Below are 19,931 nucleotides of genomic sequence, written 5' to 3'. Positions count from 1 at the left end.
GTAACTTCATCATCATTGCCCATAACATTATCTGAAGTTAAAAATATGGTGGTTGTTGCAGATACCTGACCAATAAATGATGCGAATAATAAAAATATTAGCAGTATAATTATGATTTGTTTTTTCATACTCTCCACCTTTAATTTTTAATTATAGTTTTTCATATTATTTAAATTTTTGAAAGAGTTATGATTTCATTTTAAATCGGGTATCACGAATTGTAGAAATTACTGGAATCAAGAGGAACAAATACATTAAATCCTCTGTAAAAAAATAATTCAAAAGATTTGTAGCAATAGTAATACCTATAAGGATAGTTAAACCAAAAGAATGAGAAATTGAATGTAAAAAAGCTATGAATTCTCCTTCTGTTAACAATTGAGTTCCAGATAAAACCATCAAAAGACAAAAAGAGTCATTATCATACCAAAAATACCATCAGTCAAACCTAATAGTCTTTCAGGGCCGATATCAATATCACTTTCAAATGACTATATGAATTTTAGAAAAAAGTTATCTTTTTTATCATTTAATTTTTTTCAGCATCATGTTTTGTTAAGTATTTTTCTCTAAACTTTCTGATTTTCCCAGCATCTTCTTCATCTAACTCTTATGCTATTTCAAGAAGCTCAGCATTGAAATAATTTCTTAAATTTTTATAATCATGAATTTCTTCAAAGTTATCATCTTTGATATTAATCACTAACTAAAAAGAAGAGTAAAAAGAAATTTAGTTTAAAATTTCTTTCATATGTTCAACACGTTTGTTTACAAGTTTTTGAGTGCCTACATCTCTTCTGTGGTAAACATTACCTTTAACAAATTCACAGGCATTTTCAGCTACTTTTTCAGCTTCTTCAATTGATTCACCACTAGCTACAATACCTAATGCCCTTGAACCGGACATGTGAATTCCATCATTTTCCTGGGAAACTGCAGCATAGAATACTTTAGCACCAATTTCTTCAATAGCTTTCTCATCCACTTCTATTAATTCTCCAGCATATTCAGTTTCAGGATATCCGTCAGGCACAATGTATTTGCAAACACTGGCTTTGTCTTCAAATTCTACTTTATCTAAATTACCGTCAACGATAGCTTGACAAACATCAGCCAATGGGGTTTTTAATAGTGGTAATACATTCATCGCTTCAGGGTCTCCAAATCGAGCATTGTACTCAATGAGTTTTGGTCCGTCAGCGGTTAACATGAATTGACCATATAATATTCCTTTGTATGGTTCTGCTTCCTCAGCAATAGCTTTTAAGGTAGCTTGCATAATTTCAACAGCAGCATCATAGTTTTCCTGGCTTAAAAATGGTAATAATCCTCCAACGTCAGAATAAGATCCCATTCCTCCTGTGATTGCACCGACATCTCCTTCGAATGCATGAGGATGGTCTTGTGCTGCAGGCATTGGGGCTAAGTGTTCTCCATCACAAAATGCCTGGATAGTAAATTCTTCACCAATCAATCTTTCTTCAATGATTACTTGAGCAAATCCACCCATTGCATTATCAATGACTTCGCAAGAATATTCTTTTGCTTCCTCATTGTCTTTGAGATGGTCACCTACAATTTTAACTCCTTTACCGCCAGTCAATCCAACCGGTTTTACTACAACATCACGGTCGAATTCATCTAAAAATTTGGAAACATCATCAGAATTATCAAATACTTTGTAAATTAAAGATCCTTTAATTTTATAGTCTTCAAAGAGTTTTCTCATGAATGACTTATCAGTTTCAATTCTAGCTGCACTTTGGGTAGGTCCAACACAATCAATTCCATTTTTTTGAAGCTCATCAACTATTCCTTTTCCGAGGGGAGCTTCAGGACCAATGAATGCAATGTCAATGTCATTTTCAACTGCATATTCAGCTACTTTTTCAACTTCTCCTTCATCGCCTTGTTTAAACTCAGCGATTTTGGACATACCAGGGTTAATTTTACTCATGTAACAATATAATTCCACATCATCCTTCAAGGCATCAGCGATAGCATGTTCACGAGCACCAGTTCCAACAACTAAAACCTTCATAATATAGTCTCCTATTAATTTAAAATATTTGTTTAAAAATATTTATAATTTTTTTTACCTTTTATTTAAAATTTTTACATTGTTTTATTAAATTCTAATTTTAATGTAATATTTCTTAATAAAGTAGATTTATATTCAGTTTAAAGCAAAAATATAAATATTATTCCATATTAATTAGATTTTAGAGGATTTATATAGATTATCTTTTATTTTGGCGCAATATTATAATTTTTTGATAAAATTATTTTCAAGTTGTGAAATTGTCCAAAATTGTTGGATTATGATCTTATATTTGTCCTAAATTATGAGGTGTAAGCTGGCTACATTGATAGTCAGCTTTTAATTCATCATATTTTGAATAAATTTTAGATTAGAATCTAATTTTTAAAAATATGAGTTAAAATAAAAAGATTAATTGCTTATTAATAGCTTTTTGTTAATTAATGGTGGTTATCAATTTCCTCGAAGGAGAAAATAAAATGTTAGAAAATAAGATAGCTATTAGCAAAAATTTCTTAATTGCCATATGCTTCATTTCATTTGTTCTATTTGCAGTTAATACTGTTAATGCTATAGAGTTAAATGACACCCCAAATAATATAAATATGGTGGGAAGTGAAGTAAATGATGGTATAAATGCAATTGATTTAGATAAACTTGGAAATTCTCAAGAAGATGTACTTTCGCAATCTAATACAGTAACATTAAACAATGGAAAATTTTCAGATATTCAAAATTTAATTAATAATGATTTAAATGATGGTGATACGCTTGTTTTAAATGGTGTATTTACCACAGACACTTCGGAATCCCATATTCTCGTGTATAAAAATATAACTTTCACTTCAACGTCAACTGCTACTTTTGATGCTAAGCATTTAACAGGTATATTTGTCGTTGAAAATGGGGGTTCGGGTTCTTCATTTTCAAATTTCATTTTTAAAAATGCTTATGCTTCATATGGTAGTGCAATTTATATTTTTGGAAAAGATGTGGTAATTGAAAGGTGTTTATTCCAGGATAATTATGCGTCTATGGGAGGGGGTGCAATTTATACAAATTATTATATTGATCAAAATCCTGACTATGGACGTAATTTAATGATTAAAGATTGTGGATTTATGAATAATGGTGCTAAAATAACTGCCGGTGCTGTTGGTGCATATGGGTATAATGTAAAAATATTGAATTGTTTATTTGACTCAAATAGTGTTTATGATAGTGACGGTGGAGAAGTATATGGAGGTGCTTTACAAATAGGAAGAGAGGAATACGTGGTAAATTCTGTAGTTAAAAATTGTAAGTTCATTAGAAATAAAGCAATTTCTAGAAGTGGATCTCAATTATCTCACGGTGGAGCAAGTTGTATTAGGGATGGTGTTACATTTGAAAACTGTTTATTTGAAGAAAATTCTGCAGATCATGGTGGAGCTTTAACTACTCATTGTTCAGCAACAATTAAAAATTGTACATTTAAATCAAATACTGCTAATAAATATGGTGGTGCAATTTCTAATATGGATAAAATTAATTCCCAAAATCTTAGAATAATTGATTGTGATTTTAGTTCAAATAGTGCTCCGTATGGTGGTGCTGTAAAATTAGCAGGATACAGTGTTGCAATTGATGATTGTAATTTTGATGATAATTATGCGTCTATAGATGGTGGTGCAGTATATATTGATACGAATACTCTTGATGTTACTAATTCAAATTTCAATTATAATGATGCTGAACATAATGGTGGTGCAGTATATGTAAATGGTAAATCCACAAATATTAAAGAATCATATTTCAGACATAATACGGCTATTGCAAATCCTAATGTTAAAAATGATGGATTAGGTGGTGCCATTTATATTAATGGGACTTTGGATACAATTAATAATAACATTTTCGAGTATAATGTAGCTAGAAACGGCAGTGCCATTTACTATGATAAATCTGGTAAAGATTTAAAAATAACCAATAATGTCATGTCAAAAAATCAGGCTTGGGTTTATGCACTCCCTATATATGCTAGAGATATTTATTATGGTGAAACTGAAAGAATTGGTGCTATAATATATGGTGGTAACAATATTGGGGATTATGATAATTTGGCTGTTTCAAATGCAATTTATAATGCTGCTCCTAACAGATACATTAAAGTTAATGGTGAAACACCGGTTTATGGAGCAACAAACAGTGGTCAACTATACCAGGATGCCCGTGAATATAATATTGATGTATTATTAACAGTAAAACATTCTGATGGTACTGTTGTTTATAATAAAACATTAAAATCTAGTTATTTAGGTGAAGTTAGTGATGTATTGTCAAATTTAAAAGTGGGAACTTATACAGTTACTGCAAAGCATTTTGAAGACAATTATTACAAGGCAATTACAAATCAAACTACTTTTGTTGTTAAATCTCAGGTGGATGTTGCTGTTAGTAAGGATACTAATTATGAAACATATAATTATCATGATCAGGTTGTATGGACAATAAATGTTGTAAATAATGGTCCAAATGATGCAACAGGAGTTAAAGTTAATGATGTTTTACCTTCAGGTTTGGTTTATCAGTCATATTCTGCTTCTGTTGGTACTTATTCTAATGGTGTTTGGAATATTGGTAATTTGGCTAAAGGTGCTTCTGCAACACTTAAAATCACTACTTTAATAAATAAAACTGGTGATATCATTAATACTGCAAATATTGTTGCTAATGAATTTGACTGGAATACAACTAATAATAAAGACTCTCAAAAAGTTACAATTCCTAAAGCAGCTGATTTATCTATTACTAAACAAAGTAATGTTACAAATGCAAATCTCGGAGATTTTGTTAAATGGACTCTGACAGTTAGAAACAACGGACCTGATGTTGATACAAATGTTGTTGTCAGTGATATTTTGCCTGCTGGTTTGATATTTAAAAATTCCAATGGTAATTATGCTGATGGTAAATGGTCTGTTGGTACTTTAAATGTTGGTCAATCTAAAAGCTTAGAAATTATTACATTGGTGAATACTACTGGATCTATTATTAATACAGCTACAGTCACTGGAGAAAAACATGACTATAATCTAGCTAATAATAAAGCCTCAAAAAGTATTAATGTTGCTAAAGCAGCTGATTTAAAAATATCCAAAAGCGTAAATAATACCTCACCTGCTTTTGGAAGTTTGGTTAAGTGGACTTTAACGGTTACTAATTTAGGCCCTGATGCTGCTAGTGGTGTTAAGGTTAGTGATGTTTTGCCTGTTGGTTTAGTTTATCAGTCATATTCTGCTTCTGTTGGTAGTTATGCTGGTGGTATTTGGTCTGTTGGTAATTTGGCTAAGGGTGCTTTTGCTACTTTGAATATTGTTTGTATGGTTAATAGAACTGGTTCAATTAAGAACATTGCTTCAGTTACTGGAAATGAGTTTGATATTAATAAAAATAATAATCGTGCTGAATCATTAATTAATGTTCCTAAAGCATCAGATTTGGCTATTGTTAAGCAATCAAATGTTTCCAATCCTAATTATGGTGATTTGGTTAAGTGGACTTTGACTGTTAGGAATAATGGTCCAGACAATGCAACTGAAGTCACAGTTGGTGATGTTATTCCTCAAGGATTGGTGTTTGTAAGTTCCAATGGTAGTTATGTTAATGGTGTATGGTCTGTTGGTACTTTAAACGTTGGTCAATCCAGGAGTTTGGAAATCATTACTTTAGTGAACATTACTGGAAATATTATTAATAAGGCTAATGTTACAGGAAAGGAATATGACCCTAATCCTTCAAATAATAATGCATCTAAATCCATATATGTTCCTAAGGCTGCTGATTTGTCTATTAATAAGGTTGTTAATGTAAGCAATCCTAACTATTTGAATTTGGTTAAATGGACATTGACAGTAAGAAACATTGGTCCGGATAGCGCAACAAATGTTACTGTTAGCGATATTTTGCCTGTTGGCTTAATTTATCAGTCATACTCTGCTTCTGTTGGCAGTTATATTGATGGAAGATGGTATATTGGTAATTTAGCTAAAGGTGGTTCTGAAACTTTGAATATTGTTTGTAGAGTTAATAAAACTGGTTCAATCATGAATGTTGCATCAGTTACCGCCACGGAATATGATATTAATAAAACAAATAATAAGGATGAGGAATCAATTGATGTTCCTAAGGCTGCAGATTTGGAAATAAAAAAATTGGTAAATAATTCATCTCCAAATTATCATCAATATGTAAAATGGTCTCTTATTGTTAAAAACAATGGTCCTGATGATGCACATGGTGTTTTCGTTGAAGATATATTGCCTGATGGTTTGATAGCAATGGCTGCTAATGGCAATTATGATGGTAAAAAATGGAATATTGGTACTTTAAATGCATTTTCATCAAAGACCTTGGAAATCACAACATTAGTCAATAAAACAGGATTGTTGATTAATAATGCAAATGTTTTCGCTGACGAATATGATTATAATGAATCTAACAATAATGATAATGCATCAATAAATGTTCCCCCTTCAAGCGATTTGGAGATTTCTAAAATCGTAAACACTCCAACTCCATTGTATAATGAAAACATTAAATGGATTATCATCGTTAAAAATAATGGTCCGGATAAAGCCACTGATGTTAGGGTAGAAGAGTTATTGCCTGATGCATTTGAACTAGTCAGATCAACTGCAAGTAAAGGATATTACATAAATGGAATCTGGTCTATTGGTGATTTAAATATTGGTGAAATAGTTAATTTAGAAATAATCACTAAAGTTGTTAAAACAGGTAATTTTACAAATAAGGTCAATGTTACAAGCAACGAATATGATTATAATAAGTCAAATAATGAAGCTAACAAATCAATTAAAGTTTATCCTGCTATTGACTTGGAAATTACAAAAAAAGTGAATAATACTTCTCCAAATTACTATGATTTGGTTAAATGGTCAATCACTGTTAGAAATAATGGTCCGGATAATGCAACACAAATAGAAATTATTGATATTTTGCCTAAAGGCCTTGAACTTGTTAGTTATAATTCATCAAAAGGATTTTACTCTGATGGATTTTGGAAATTCTGTTGTCTTAATGTAGGTGAAACTCAAACTTTAGATATTATTACCAGAATTAAAGCTATTGGTGAAATAAAAAATGTTGTTACGGCAAATGCAAATGAATATGATTATGATTCACATAATAACAGGGATGAATCAGTAATAATTGTTGCTCCTTCATCTGATTTGGAAGTAACCAAATATGCTAATCAAAGTGTAGTTAATTACAAAGATTTGGTAAAATGGACGCTGGTTGTTAAAAATAATGGTCCAAGTGATGCTACCCGTGTTTTTGTCTTAGATTCATTACCTGAAGGTCTAACCTTCATTAGTGCACAAGGTGATGGCAGCTATTCTACAGTTGGAACATGGTATGTAGGAAATATTGCTTCTGGTCAAACAAGGGAATTAACTATCGTATCTCGGGCGGATAAAACTGGTGAATTCAATAATGTTGCTGTCGTAAGAAGTGATCAGTATGATTATAATCCTTCTAATGATAGGGCAGAAAAAACTGTTATTGTACCTCCTGCTGCTGATTTGGCCATTACAAAAACAGTTTCAAAATTACAGTATGCCGTTGGTGATTTAATTTCCTATGCAATTGAAATTACAAATAATGGTCCTGATATGGCTAAAGATATTAATGTTAGCGAAATTAAAGATGATGCTCTTGAGTTTAAATCAGTTTTTGCTGCCTCAGGTGTCTATGATAATGTTAATGATATATGGCATATCGAATCATTGTCTAATGGTGAAAAAGCATCTTTGTATATTGATGCCATTTCTACAAAAGAAGGTTTAATTAGCAACAAGGTTTCAGTTATTTCTAAAACTTTTGATTATAATATGCTAAATAATTATGCCGAATCAATTGTTGAAATCATTAAAAAAATTATCGATCCGAATAATCCTTTTAATCCTGGAACATATTCTAGAGTTAGAGCTAATGAATTTGAAATAGGTGATTTAGGTAATATTGCAAAAGCCAATATTGAAATGAGAGAAACTGGTCTTCCTGTTGGACTTTTATTTGTTATTGCTTTGATTTCACTAGCTTTTTGTGGTTCAAATATTTCAAAGAAAAGATAATTTAAAGTAGCTTTCATGCTACTATTTTTTATTTTTTTTATTCGATTTTTTCATATTTTTCAAGTGTCAAAATTATTAATTTTTTACTTAATTATTTTGCTAGTTAATATTATTTCTATAAAAATTATTTGCCGTATATGTAAAATAATCAATAGTTTTAAATAAGACTTTGGATAAATATTAAAATTGATATTGATGTAATAAGATGTTTTCGATAAACTTGTTTATTTTTACACCAATATTTTTCAAAAAATAATGAAGTGATTAATTATGTCAGATGAAGAAATTATAGAAACTACTGATGAATTTGTTGATGAAGATGAAGAAAAATTACCTTTCGCTAAAGCAGAAGTTGTTCGTTTAATGAAAGAAAATCTTGATGACGACAAAATGATTAGAGAAAGAGTAAAAGTTGAAATGAATAAATTCTTAGGTGAAGTTTTAAAAAATGTATGTAAACAATTAAATGATTATCCTTACACTACAATTGAGTATGAAATGCTTAAAGAATCTACTTACCCTTACACAAACATTGAAAGGATTAATCAAGAAAAAGAAAGAATTTTATTACACTTAGAAGCTATTAAAGCAGATTGTAATGCTTTAGCAATGGATGTTCAAAAAACATTAAAATTAAAAGACGTTATTGAAGAAGACTCATTTGTTGATTTTTCAGTAGCTTCTGAAGAAGAAGAGGAAGAAGAATAATTCTCTTCTATCACTTATTTTTTTTAATTATTTATCTTCGATATGTGAAAAACCTGTTTTTAAATGTTGTAATTCCTCTTCAGGAATTTCAGTTATTTCCACATCATCACTAACGATATTACTTTGACCAAAAGGATCATCAATTATTAATGTTGCGGTTTCATTACCATTAATCAATTCTTGAATTGCTGCTAATGTATTTTTAGCATTATTTTGTGATTCCTCATCTCCAAATAACTGCATTGCTTTTTTCACGGCACTTTCAAATCTTGTAAGTATGCCTTCAACATTTGTCACATATCCTTCTGATTTTGGTCCCGGTTCCACTTTAACTCCAATTTCTGGAATGGTAACTGTTGCGGATTGTGAACGTACGACTCTAACTGATAAAGTATCTTTAGATATTTTTAAAGTGTATTTTGCAGGATCGTTATGTTCAAGTGCTATAACATCGCTATGTTTAAAACCACATTTGGAACATTGGATTGTTGTTTCAAGAACATTTCCAAAGTGAGGAATTTCAATTTCTTTCATTACTGATGTAGCAACACCTTCAACACCACATACTGGACACTTGATAATCATTTCATTAATTTCGGTTGTTTCTTCTTCACCCATTGTAAACATATCCTTTATCTGATAATTCTTTTTCAATTTTTTCAATTTTTTCACTATTAGCTGCATAGATTGTCAATTCTCTGTATTTTGAAAGTTTATATAAATTATCCAAATCTTTTTTAACCTCAAGATTTTTTTCTATACTCTCTATAAATCTTTTTGCAGAATCATAATTTGAAATTTTTACATCTCTAACAAGAGGGTCTTTAAATCCTTTTAAGCTATAAATTATTTTTTCAATACTTCCATTATTCTGATTTATAATGATGTCAACAACATCTTTTAGTTCCTCAACACTGTTTGTTAATTTAATATTGATGCATGACCTGTTGATGATTGTTAATATTTGTTCCATGGTTTTGTCAATGCTTACTGTTTTAATTATTGGAACATTATGTTTTTCAGCCTGATGCAGTAAATGATTATGGATAATTCTATTCTCTGTAAAGAAATCCAGTTGTTTTCCACCTCTGTGAATTTGTATTGCACGTTTAACAAAACGTTCTTTGTGGGATTCTTCATCAGAACTTAAAATAAAAAAGTAAATTTCAGCATAATCTCTGAATTGTTCAATATCAATTAAACCCGGAACCAAATGAACTCCTTCTATGATTATATCATCATAATCTGTTATTGCTCTTTGAATTATTTTTTCAAGGCCTGGAATAACATAGGAAGCATGTTCATCAAAACCTGCAGAAACCAAATCTTCATAGCTTTGGTAATTGGCTTTATTCCTTAAATTTTTATAAGCATCATATGATGAACTATGTAACGCAGGAGCATATTCTTTTCCAATAATACCTCTAACTACTGCTCTAATAAAATCACTTTCTATTAGATGTTTGATATTTAATTGTTTTGCTAGTTGTGAAGCGATTGTTGATTTTCCAATCCCAGATGCACTTCCAATTAATATAACATAAGGTTTTCGCATGTTTTAGTACTCCATGTTGTCTTTTTTAATAGTATATTTATTATATTAAAAAGATTTTTCTATAATTCATAACATTATATTTTAATATTAGAAACTATAATAGTTATATATAATATATAATTTTAATATTAATTTTTATTATTATGAGATAATTATAAGTTAAGGAGAGATAGTTTTGTATTCAGTAAATTCAGTTAAAGAAATTCAAGATTTAAATCCTTTCATAGTTGTTGGTTGTGGGGGAGGAGGAGAAAAATTCTCCAATCTTGAAGGTGTTGAAGCAGTTGGATTCATAGATGATGATGAACGTAAACAAGGTAAACAGTATTGTGGACATATTGTTTCAGAAAGTTTGGAAAAATGTCTGATGGAAAACGATGCTAAGTCCATTGTTATAATGTTGCCTATTGGTGCTGAAGGTACTGCTCTCAAATATGCTGTTCAAGCTATTGATGCTGGATTAAATGTTATTACTTCATTTAGATCATTATCTGTTGAAGATAATCCTGCATTAATTAAATTTGCTGAAGCAAAAAATGTTGTAATTAAAGAAATTAGTCCAAGATTAGATGTTGTTGAGAAATTTGCTGGTATCGCACCTGAAAAATCTTGTGAAGTTTTACCAAAAATTTCATACACTCCTAAAGCTCCGGTCATTTTTGTTGGAGGAACTTCTCAAGAGTGTGGTAAAAGAACAACTACTAAAAATTTAGGTATTGCAGCTATGGAACGTGGTTTAACTCCAGCTATTATATCTACTGATGAAATGGGACTTGAAGAACCAACAGATTTTAATTTTAGAGCCGGTAGTTTATCCGCAATGGATGTTCCTGCAGCTATTTTGGCTGCTATTAAATATGTTGAAGAGGAAAAAAATCCAGATATTATTTTTATTGAAGGTCAATCTAGCTTAACTGAAAAAGGAAATCCTCATCCAAGAGGTTTGTCTGCAGCTATTTTAATTGGTGCTGCTCCGGATGCAGTAATTGTTGGACATAGGCCAAATCATCCATATAGGGAACCTAGGGGAATTGAAGAAGAAATTAAAGCAATCGAATCTCTTGAACCAACTAAAGTTGTTGGTTTATCTATTAACTTAAAAAATGCTGCATTAGATATGGATATAGACTTTTTCGAATCTCAATTTGATTTACCTGTTGAGGATGTTTATAATAACGGTGCTTCAAAACTATTGGATGCTATTTTTGATTATTTAGAGGAGTAATTTATATGAATTATATAGATATTGTTAAAAAAAGTTTAGGCTTTGAAGTAGATGAAGATTCTAGACCCCAAAGGAATGTAAGTCCAAATCGTAGTTACTCTAGTCGTCCGAGTCCAAGACAAAATCCTAATTATGGTGCTAGTCAATCATCTAGGCCAGATTTTGATGATATAGAACCTATTATTCCAGAATCATCTTTTTATGAAATTGTTTTAATTAGGCCAAAGACTATTGATGATATAAATTATGTTGTTGATCAAATTCTTGAAGAGAAAAATCCTGTTATTTTAGATTTGTCTTTTCTTGAAAGTGAAAGTCCTGCTAATTTTAAATTGGCTGGAGATAAAATTAAGCAAATGAGAGCTCGTTATGGTGCTCAAGCTTTATTGCTTTCACGCAACAGCGAAAAAAATTTAATTATTCTTTCTCCTAAGAAAGTTAAATTAGTTAAAAAAAGTTAATCGGATAATGCATGAGCATTATTCTTAATCTTATTTTCATTAGTTTTAGGCATACCTAAAAAAATAGAAACATTTAAATACTACTTCTTACTACATTATATTTAGTGATGTAAAGTTTAGGTCAACCTAAAAAAACACATTGCTTAAACATTATCAGTCGATAATAAAACAATCTCCAAAATTAATTTGTTTGAATTAGTTTTCTCACAATTTTCTAATTCAAATATAGGAAAAATATCTGCCAAAATTTTTTCCGAAAGATATGGTGTTTAAAAAGTTATTAAACACCTTTTATTATCTCTTTTTATAAATTAAAGAATTTTTCGGCATTTTTAAAAGCAACTTTATCAATATCTTTTTTATTAAATCCCTTTCTTGTCAATTCTCGGACAGTTTTGGGAACAGATAATGGATCAGATGCTTTGTTACTGCTATCACTGTTTAATAGAAAATTGTCAAATCCATATTCGTCTAAAATACGAATTGCTTCGAATTTATCCATTTTTTGAGGTTGTACCGTGAGACCTAATGTATAATCTGTATCAATTACTTTTTCCACAACATTCTGATTAATGTGATCTATCACCACATATTCCGGTGAAATGTGTTGGGGGAGTATGTTTAAAATTTCATCCAGCACTTTTTCTTTATTTTTACGTGGTGTATGAATTATAACATTTGTTTTTGTCTCCTGTCCAATATCCAATTGTTTTTTAAATATTTCATATTCTTTTTCTGTTAAATCTTCAAGGCCAATTTCCCCGATAGCTATGATGTCCTTGTTTTCAATCCATTTGTATAGATTCTCATAAATTATATCTCCATCTACGCTTGTGTTGGTTGGATGGATTCCTAATGCAACTTTCAGGTCAAGTCCATATTCTTCTGCTCTTTTTGTATCATAGTTCAAAATTCTCATCAAATGATTTAAAAGAATCGTGTCATTATCTATCTTGTAGGGGTAATATGCACATGTTACTGCAACGTCAATTCCAGATAAATACATTGCATTAAAATCTTCACAAGTTCTTGCATCCCCATGTATATGTGTATCTATCATTTCAATCACTTTTAAATAAATATTATTCTTTGTTAATTTCTATGTTGTTCTTTATTAAAAAAATTGCCCTGACTTTACAAATATTTTATATAGTTTTTGCAAGTGTGATTATGTGTCTAATCGCACTTCATAAGATTTTATATCTAAATTATTATAAATCATAAAATAAGTATTACTGGTGGTGAATTAATGAAAAAGATTTCAAAAACTGTCAATAACTACAATGATATTTCAAAGGATATAAAATTTCTGTCTAATTCCATGGTCAGGTTAAATATACTGAAAAATTTATATGAATCTGCCATGAATATGAAGGACATTAATCAAAAGACAAAGATAAATTATAGCGCAATATCAAATAATATTCATGCGCTGGAGATAAATGGATTGATTTATAGAGAAAATAATCGTTATTACTTGTCTAATGCAATGAGGGTTTATATGGGGGATATTTTAAAGTTAGCTTCATTAATGGTTTTGATTGAAAGATTATCTCCAATCTTACATGATCATATTGTCAAATCATTGCCTAGAGATTCAATAGATAATTTCCATCTTCTGCAGGATATAGATTTAATTGAAGCCGATGGATTGAATATCTATAAAACTTATGATGTAATTGAAAAAGCAATTGACAAGTCAGATTATGTAAATGCAATACTTCCATTTTCATCAAATAATTTTAATGATGGTATAAACAGATTATTGTTAAAAAATAAAAAAATTCATTTAATATCTCCATTAGATATAAAAGAAATTCTAATTAAAAATCTGGATGTATCAAATGCCAATTTTAAAATAGATTTTTTTGATTTTACTGAGTTTTTGTTGTTGTGCACAGATAAGAATATGATTTTGGGATTTTTTAAGGATGATGGAACTTATGATCAGAACAGATTATTGACTTCAGCAAATGATGAGTGTATTAAATGGGCGAATGACTTGTTTGAAAATTTTAAAAAAGAGAATGTGTAAATGAGTATTTTTTTACTCATTTATAATAATTTTCTAAATATTCTTTTAAATCACTAATAGCTATTCTTTCTTGAGCTTCTGTGTCTCTATCCCTTACAGTAACCATATTGTCATCTTTTGTTTCATAATCTACTGTTACGGCAATAGGAATACCGATTTCATCAGCTCTTGCATATCTTTTACCAATGGTGTTACCTTCATCATATTCAACTTTAAATCCGGCTTCCCTTAATGTATCTTTTAATTCGGTAGCAATTTCAGGAAGTCCATCTTTTTTAACAAGAGGATATACTCCAACTTGTACTGGAGCTACTGATTTTGCGAATTTGAAGTAGTCTTTTCCTTCAGTTTCTGTAAATGAATGTAATAATACTGAATAAACAATACGGTCAATACCGAATGAAGGTTCTATCACATGTGGGATTATTTTTTCACCTGTAACATCCTCTTCCACTTCTTCAATGAGCAGTAATTCTTCTTCTACTTCGTAGGTGTTATCCAATTCAATAACGTATTTGCCGTCATTTTCTAAAGCGGAAATGATTTCTTCAGGGTCAGCCTCTTCAATGGCCTGTTTCACTTTTGGTGAATCTCCCTTAAATACAGGTCCAAATTTGGATAAATTAGGTTTAACAATAGTTTTTTTAACTTTTTTAGGTTCATCATACTCTTTAAAGACATATAATTCCTCATTACTGAATTTGGAATGGGAAGATAAGTCATAGTCTCCTCTATCAGCAATACCTATGATTTCAACCCAGCCATATTTGTCGGTATTAACTTCAACATCCCAACAGTCAAGAGCATAGTGGGCCATTTCTCCAGCTAAATGTTGGCGGAACCTTAATGCTTCATTAGGTATTCCAATTTCATTTAAAAATTTACGTGCCAGATATAATTGGTAAATTAACATTTCATTAGCAACAATACCTTTGTCAAGAGCTTCACGGGCAGTAATTTCTAAAGGTTCCAAATCTTTTTCCTGAACTTCTTGTGAATTTAATCTTAAAATTTCATTTTCAATCTGGGAAAATTTAGGAGTTGTTTTATTTTCAGGATCTAAAAAGATTTCAGCTTCAGCCTGTGTAAATTCTCTAAGTCTTATAACACCTTGTCTTGGGGAAATTTCATTTCTGTATGCTTTTCCTAATTGAACTGCACCAAATGGAAGTTTTCCTCTGAAGAATCTTTCAAGACGTTTGAATAAAATGAATATTCCCTGTGCTGTTTCAGGTCTCATATAACCTACTTTATTTCCTTTTGCACCAATTTCTGTTTTAAACATTAAATTGTAATCCCAAATCTTAGCCAAATCTCCTCCACATTCGGGACATTTAATATTATTTTCAACTACGATTTTGTCCATTTCGCTGTTTTCAAGGCTTTCCACATCTTGTCCGATTGCTTCTTCAATAATGTGGTCTGCTCTGTAAACTTCTCCACAGCTTTCACATTTTGTCATTGGGTCTGTAAAATTGTCAACGTGGCCTGATGCTTTAAGGACTTCTTTAGGCATTACTGTTGGTCCTTCTATTTCATAAAATCCTTCACCAGAAACATATTGTTTTCTCCATTTTTGCATAATGTTGTTTTTTAAACTTGCTCCTAGCGGACCATAATCAGTAAATCCGGATACTCCGGAATATATTTCAAATGATGGCCATAAAAATCCTCTTTTCGCACTTATATTTGTCATTTTGTCATGATTCATAAATATTAACTTCCATTTATTTTTTTAAGTCATAATCTAATTTAACCCTACTGCTTTCAGGTTTGGTCTGTCCCATATATTTGCTGCCTCTGTCAGGATGTCCGTAAGGTAATTCTGCAGGTGTTGTCATTGTTTCAAAAACAATTTGACATACTCTTTGGCCAGGATAGAGAGCAACAGGCATTGCTCCGATATTTGAGATTTCAAGGGTAATATTACCTTCAAATCCAGGATCAATAAAACCTGCTGTTACGTGCATTGTAACACCAAGTCTTCCTATGCTTGAACGTCCTTCCACACGAGCTACAAGGTCATCGGGAACTTTGACATATTCTGCAGTTGTAGCTAATGCAAATTCGTTAGGATGAATTATGAAAGCTTCTCCTTCTGGAACGGTAGTTGATTCCATGTAAGATGCAATATCTTCTTCATCTTTTGGATCAATATATGCTTTTCTAATTACTTTAAATACTTTAAATTCATCTCCTAGTCTCATATCAACAGAAGAAGGTTGTATTTGCTTTTCATCTAAAAGAGGATCAATAACAATTTTTCCCTCTTTTATGTATTCTTTTATAGTTTTATCACTTAAAATTGCCATTTTATCACATAATCATTTATTCTTCAATTAAGTTATACATTCTATTAACAACATTGCCAATAGTTTCATCATTATAATTTATATCAATAGCGTCAAATTTGCAGGTATTGGCACAAAGTCCACATCCTCTGCATGTATCTTGATTTATATTTATTTTGTTATTTTCTAAACTGATTGCACCAAACATGCAAATGTCTTTTAAGCATTTTAAACAGTTTTTACATTTATCTTCATTCCATGTTACTTTAAGACCATCTAACCGGTATATTTTTTTAGATATGTCATCGTGTAAATTAGGAACAACATTCCAAAGACAGCAACATGGGCAGCAGTGGCAGATTGTTAACAATCCTTCATCAGGTCTTACATTCATCCATACTGAATCTATTTTATTTCTTCCAATAATATGGCTTAATCCGGCTGCATCTGCTTTATCAACTTGGGCTAATGCTTCTTCAACTGTCGCATCACTACCGATTGTTCTTGGAATTTTTCTACTTGTCGGACCGAGAAATATACATCCGATATCATGAGGGTAATCTTTACATTTACTTGAAGTTCTACAAAGGCATGTGTTCATTATAACAATATCATCACATCTTTTAATAACGTCCTTAATTACCTGAGTAGGTAAAAATTCCGTTCCTTCACTTTCTATTGTTTTATTTACTTTTATGGTATTTGGAATAATAACAACATCATCTTTTTCAAATAACATTTTATTTATTATTTTTTTAGCTACTTTAGATTTTTTTGTTAGTCCAGCAATCCGAAATCTCCAGTTAAATATTCTGTTAACGACAAAGATGCTGATTTCTGCAAAACTTTTTCTTTTCATGATTTACTCCATCTTGTTTTTTAATCTTCTAAGGATACCTTTAAATGTATGGGCTTCTCGACCTGTAATAAACGCTCTATTAATAATGTTTTTAAAGGTTTTTAAACCATTTTTCTTTTTATGTTCTGGAATATCAAGGGTGTTTATTAAATCTGTCATATCTTTTATTAAATATTCTTTTTCAAGTGAAGAACTTTCTTCAAGTCCCTCTACAGCAAATTCATGTTTGTTTTTAAATAATTCATAAAATATTATTGCCGCAGCATGTGAAATATTTAAAATAGGGTAGGTAGGATCTGTTGGAATAGAAACACAAATGTCACAATCCTCTATTTCTTTGTTTGAAAGTCCATCACCCTCTCTTCCAAATAATAATGCAATTTTGTTGTTGATGTTGATACTTTCAGATAATTGTTCCGGTTTTAATGGAATTCTGGATAAATTATAGCTTCCTCCAGCAACTCCTGTTGATGCAATCTTAAAATCAATTCTTTTTGACTGATAAAATTCATCAAGATTCTGGTAGGTTAAAGCATTTTCAACAATATATTTGCCATGTGTTGCCTGATAATATGCTTCAGGAGTTAATTTTGGGGGATTTATTAAGATTAAATTTTTTAATCCGAAATTTGCCATTGTTCTTGCAAGAAATCCTATATTTCCTGGAGTCTCACATTCAACAAAAACAACATATATATTATTTTTAAATGAATCTAGTTCGTCATCTTCTTCTTTTTTTGTTTGTTGCAAATCTTTAATAGCTAATGACTGTCCTCTAGATTTTGCTTTTTTTGTAGAAGTTGATTTTTTTTCAGCTTTTTTTTCTTCTTCAGGTGAAGTGACTGGTGTAGTTTCAACTACTTTTTGTTCACTTACAGCAGCGTCTCCTATTTTAATCAACTCCATTATTTTTATTATTCATATGCCTTTTCTAATAGCTCTAGAATATGCATTACTTTAACATTTTCTTCATTAATATCATCCAATCCGTCTTGAAGGTTTCTTTGACAGAATGGACATATTGTAATTACTGCATCAGCATTAGTGTCTTTTATCATGGATGCTTTGGATTTTGAAAGTTCCATTGCAATTTCAGGTCTTCCAGATTTTATTCCTCCCCCTGCACCACAGCATTGGCAAGGATAAAGCATTTCTTCAAATTCAACACCAGGAACTTTTTCGATTATTTCGCGAGGTTGGTCTTTAATGCCTTGGCCTCTGGCTAAATGACATGGATCGTGGTAAGTAACTTTTATGTTCACTTCTTTCATTTTAATAGTATCAATTTTATCAACTAGAAATTCACTAATGTCCATTACATTTAGCTTTGAACCAAATTTTGGATGATCATTTTTAAGTGTAGCACCACAGCCTGAACATAATGTGATAACAGTATCATAATCTTTGAAAACTTCTTTGTTTTTGTCAACTAAACTTTGTACAAGCTCTGTCTGACCAGTTCTTAAAAGTGGAGAACCACAGCATACCTGTCCTTCAGGTATATCAATTTTAATATCATTTGCTTCAAGAACTTTAAGTAAGCTATGTCCTATTTTTTGTAGTTTATTGTCTAACATACAACCGGTAAATAAGGCTACTTTAGAACCATTGTAATTCTCTACTTGGCTGATAAAGCTTTCACCATCTACGCTGACTGATCTGCCGGTTTTTTTAATATTGTCATTAAAGGCAACATGTTCAGGTAGCGGTCCCAGGTTTTCAGAACATGCAATGGCTCTCATTTTTTCAATTGCATCACCAAATGTATTAATATTCTTAGGACATACTGCTAAACATTTTCCACAGCTGGTACAATTATATAATCCTTCATCCAAACTTTCTTTTAAACGATTAAAGTCTTCACGAGGGTCGGATTCAAATTTGGATATGTATCTCATTATATATGGTCCGCCAAATTCGGCAGTTGCAACATTAACAACAGGACAACTTGAAAGACAGGAATAACATTCAATACAACTTCTAACTTTTTTAGTTTTAATAGTATCTTCTTTTGTCATGCTTGTATTTAATTTGTCGCATTTTTGTGAATGTAAATTTAGTTGCAGGTCTTTGACTTTATTTTCAATTGCACTTTTATCAACTATTAAATCTTTAATAACCGGAAACTTCAGAGGTTCAATTCTTGCATTATCTTCAATCTCTTTTTGACATGCAAGTGCACCATTTCCATTATATAAAACTCCACAAGATCCGCATTGACCGGCTCTACATGATCTTCTGAAGCTAATATCTTCATCATATTTTTGGTTAATGGCTTGAAGAGCATCTAAAACCATCATTTGCGGCTTTTTTTCAATTTCATAACACTCCATGTGTGGTTCATCATCTACTTCTTTATTGAACCTGGAAACATAAACCTTAATCATCATTTCTCCCTCTTTATAAAGATAGTCAAATATTTATAAATTTATAATATATTTATCTTTATTATTATATAGGCTTTTACTTATTAAGAATATGAAATATTGCTAAAAAAATAAATTTTTTAATTAATGTGAATCTTTTTAAAAAGAAGTTATTTTCTTTTTTTTTCTTCTTCTGAGTGTTGGCGGAAATTATTTAATTTTGAACATTTTTCATTTTCTCCATTTTATTTTC

General features: G+C 30.6%; 14 protein-coding genes. 5 read left to right on the top strand and 9 right to left on the bottom strand.

Annotated elements, in window-relative coordinates:
- Nucleotides 1-730 precede the first annotated feature (730 nt).
- Complete coding sequence (purD, locus tag ACKI5C_RS00070; RefSeq protein ID WP_407430786.1) at nucleotides 731-2,041, bottom strand: phosphoribosylamine--glycine ligase; 1,311 nt, start codon at nucleotides 2,039-2,041, stop codon at nucleotides 731-733.
- 479 nt (nucleotides 2,042-2,520) lie between these two features.
- Between purD and ACKI5C_RS00065 the strand changes: the two genes are divergently transcribed.
- Both ACKI5C_RS00065 and ACKI5C_RS00060 read left to right on the top strand, forming a co-directional pair.
- Entirely contained in the window at nucleotides 2,521-8,178 is a 5,658-nt protein-coding gene (locus ACKI5C_RS00065; RefSeq protein WP_407430784.1) for a hypothetical protein, read from the top strand.
- Between the two features lie 270 nt (nucleotides 8,179-8,448).
- Nucleotides 8,449-8,886 carry a hypothetical protein gene (locus ACKI5C_RS00060; RefSeq protein WP_407430782.1) on the top strand — a complete coding sequence of 146 codons (438 nt, stop codon included), beginning with the start codon at nucleotides 8,449-8,451 and terminating at the stop codon, nucleotides 8,884-8,886.
- 27 nt (nucleotides 8,887-8,913) lie between these two features.
- Here the strand turns inward: ACKI5C_RS00060 and ACKI5C_RS00055 are convergent, their stop codons facing one another.
- Entirely contained in the window at nucleotides 8,914-9,504 is a 591-nt protein-coding gene (locus ACKI5C_RS00055) for a ZPR1 zinc finger domain-containing protein (RefSeq protein WP_407430780.1), read from the bottom strand.
- Complete coding sequence (locus ACKI5C_RS00050) at nucleotides 9,497-10,441, bottom strand: 3H domain-containing protein (RefSeq protein ID WP_407430778.1); 945 nt, start codon at nucleotides 10,439-10,441, stop codon at nucleotides 9,497-9,499. The genes ACKI5C_RS00055 and ACKI5C_RS00050 overlap by 8 nt, the downstream gene beginning before the upstream one ends.
- 175 nt (nucleotides 10,442-10,616) lie before the next feature.
- On the opposite strand from ACKI5C_RS00050, the gene ACKI5C_RS00045 reads away from it, so the two are divergent.
- Together ACKI5C_RS00045 and ACKI5C_RS00040 are read left to right on the top strand one after the other, a co-directional pair.
- Nucleotides 10,617-11,666 (top strand): DUF1611 domain-containing protein, encoded by a 1,050-nt coding sequence (locus ACKI5C_RS00045; protein WP_407430776.1) that lies wholly within the window; start codon nucleotides 10,617-10,619, stop codon nucleotides 11,664-11,666.
- A 5-nt stretch (nucleotides 11,667-11,671) separates the two neighbouring features.
- Nucleotides 11,672-12,127, top strand: coding sequence for a cell division protein SepF (locus tag ACKI5C_RS00040; RefSeq protein WP_407430774.1), 456 nt, complete (start codon nucleotides 11,672-11,674; stop codon nucleotides 12,125-12,127).
- A 304-nt stretch (nucleotides 12,128-12,431) separates the two neighbouring features.
- On the opposite strand, the gene ACKI5C_RS00035 is transcribed toward ACKI5C_RS00040, so the two are convergent.
- Entirely contained in the window at nucleotides 12,432-13,187 is a 756-nt protein-coding gene (locus ACKI5C_RS00035) for a TatD family hydrolase (RefSeq protein WP_407430772.1), read from the bottom strand.
- Nucleotides 13,188-13,376: 189 nt separating this feature from the next.
- On the opposite strand from ACKI5C_RS00035, the gene ACKI5C_RS00030 reads away from it, so the two are divergent.
- Nucleotides 13,377-14,162 (top strand): helix-turn-helix transcriptional regulator, encoded by a 786-nt coding sequence (locus ACKI5C_RS00030; protein ID WP_407430770.1) that lies wholly within the window; start codon nucleotides 13,377-13,379, stop codon nucleotides 14,160-14,162.
- Nucleotides 14,163-14,178: 16 nt separating this feature from the next.
- On the opposite strand, the gene glyS is transcribed toward ACKI5C_RS00030, so the two are convergent.
- Genes glyS through tfrB form a run of 5 tightly spaced genes read right to left on the bottom strand, consistent with a single transcriptional unit; the run spans nucleotide 14,179 to nucleotide 19,699 of the window.
- A complete protein-coding gene (gene glyS, locus ACKI5C_RS00025) occupies nucleotides 14,179-15,873 on the bottom strand; it encodes a glycine--tRNA ligase (RefSeq protein WP_407430768.1) in 1,695 nt (564 codons plus the stop codon).
- Nucleotides 15,874-15,889: 16 nt separating this feature from the next.
- On the bottom strand, nucleotides 15,890-16,474 hold the full coding sequence (dcd, locus tag ACKI5C_RS00020) for a dCTP deaminase (protein ID WP_407430766.1): 585 nt from the start codon (nucleotides 16,472-16,474) through the stop codon (nucleotides 15,890-15,892).
- Nucleotides 16,475-16,490: 16 nt separating this feature from the next.
- On the bottom strand, nucleotides 16,491-17,312 hold the full coding sequence (locus ACKI5C_RS00015; protein ID WP_407430764.1) for a DUF362 domain-containing protein: 822 nt from the start codon (nucleotides 17,310-17,312) through the stop codon (nucleotides 16,491-16,493).
- Nucleotides 17,313-17,315: 3 nt separating this feature from the next.
- Complete coding sequence (locus tag ACKI5C_RS00010) at nucleotides 17,316-18,212, bottom strand: TrmJ/YjtD family RNA methyltransferase (protein WP_407430788.1); 897 nt, start codon at nucleotides 18,210-18,212, stop codon at nucleotides 17,316-17,318.
- 14 nt (nucleotides 18,213-18,226) lie between these two features.
- Nucleotides 18,227-19,699, bottom strand: a complete 1,473-nt coding sequence (gene tfrB / locus ACKI5C_RS00005) for a fumarate reductase (CoM/CoB) subunit TfrB (protein WP_407430762.1) — start codon at nucleotides 19,697-19,699, stop codon at nucleotides 18,227-18,229.
- Nucleotides 19,700-19,931 lie beyond the last annotated feature (232 nt).

Origin of the sequence: Methanobrevibacter sp. (genome assembly GCF_045646045.1) — an archaeon.
In the GTDB taxonomy this organism is placed as follows: Archaea; Methanobacteriota; Methanobacteria; order Methanobacteriales; family Methanobacteriaceae; genus Methanocatella.
The sequence above is the reverse complement of the archived record's forward strand: the minus strand, read 5'-3'. Positions and strand labels throughout refer to the sequence as shown.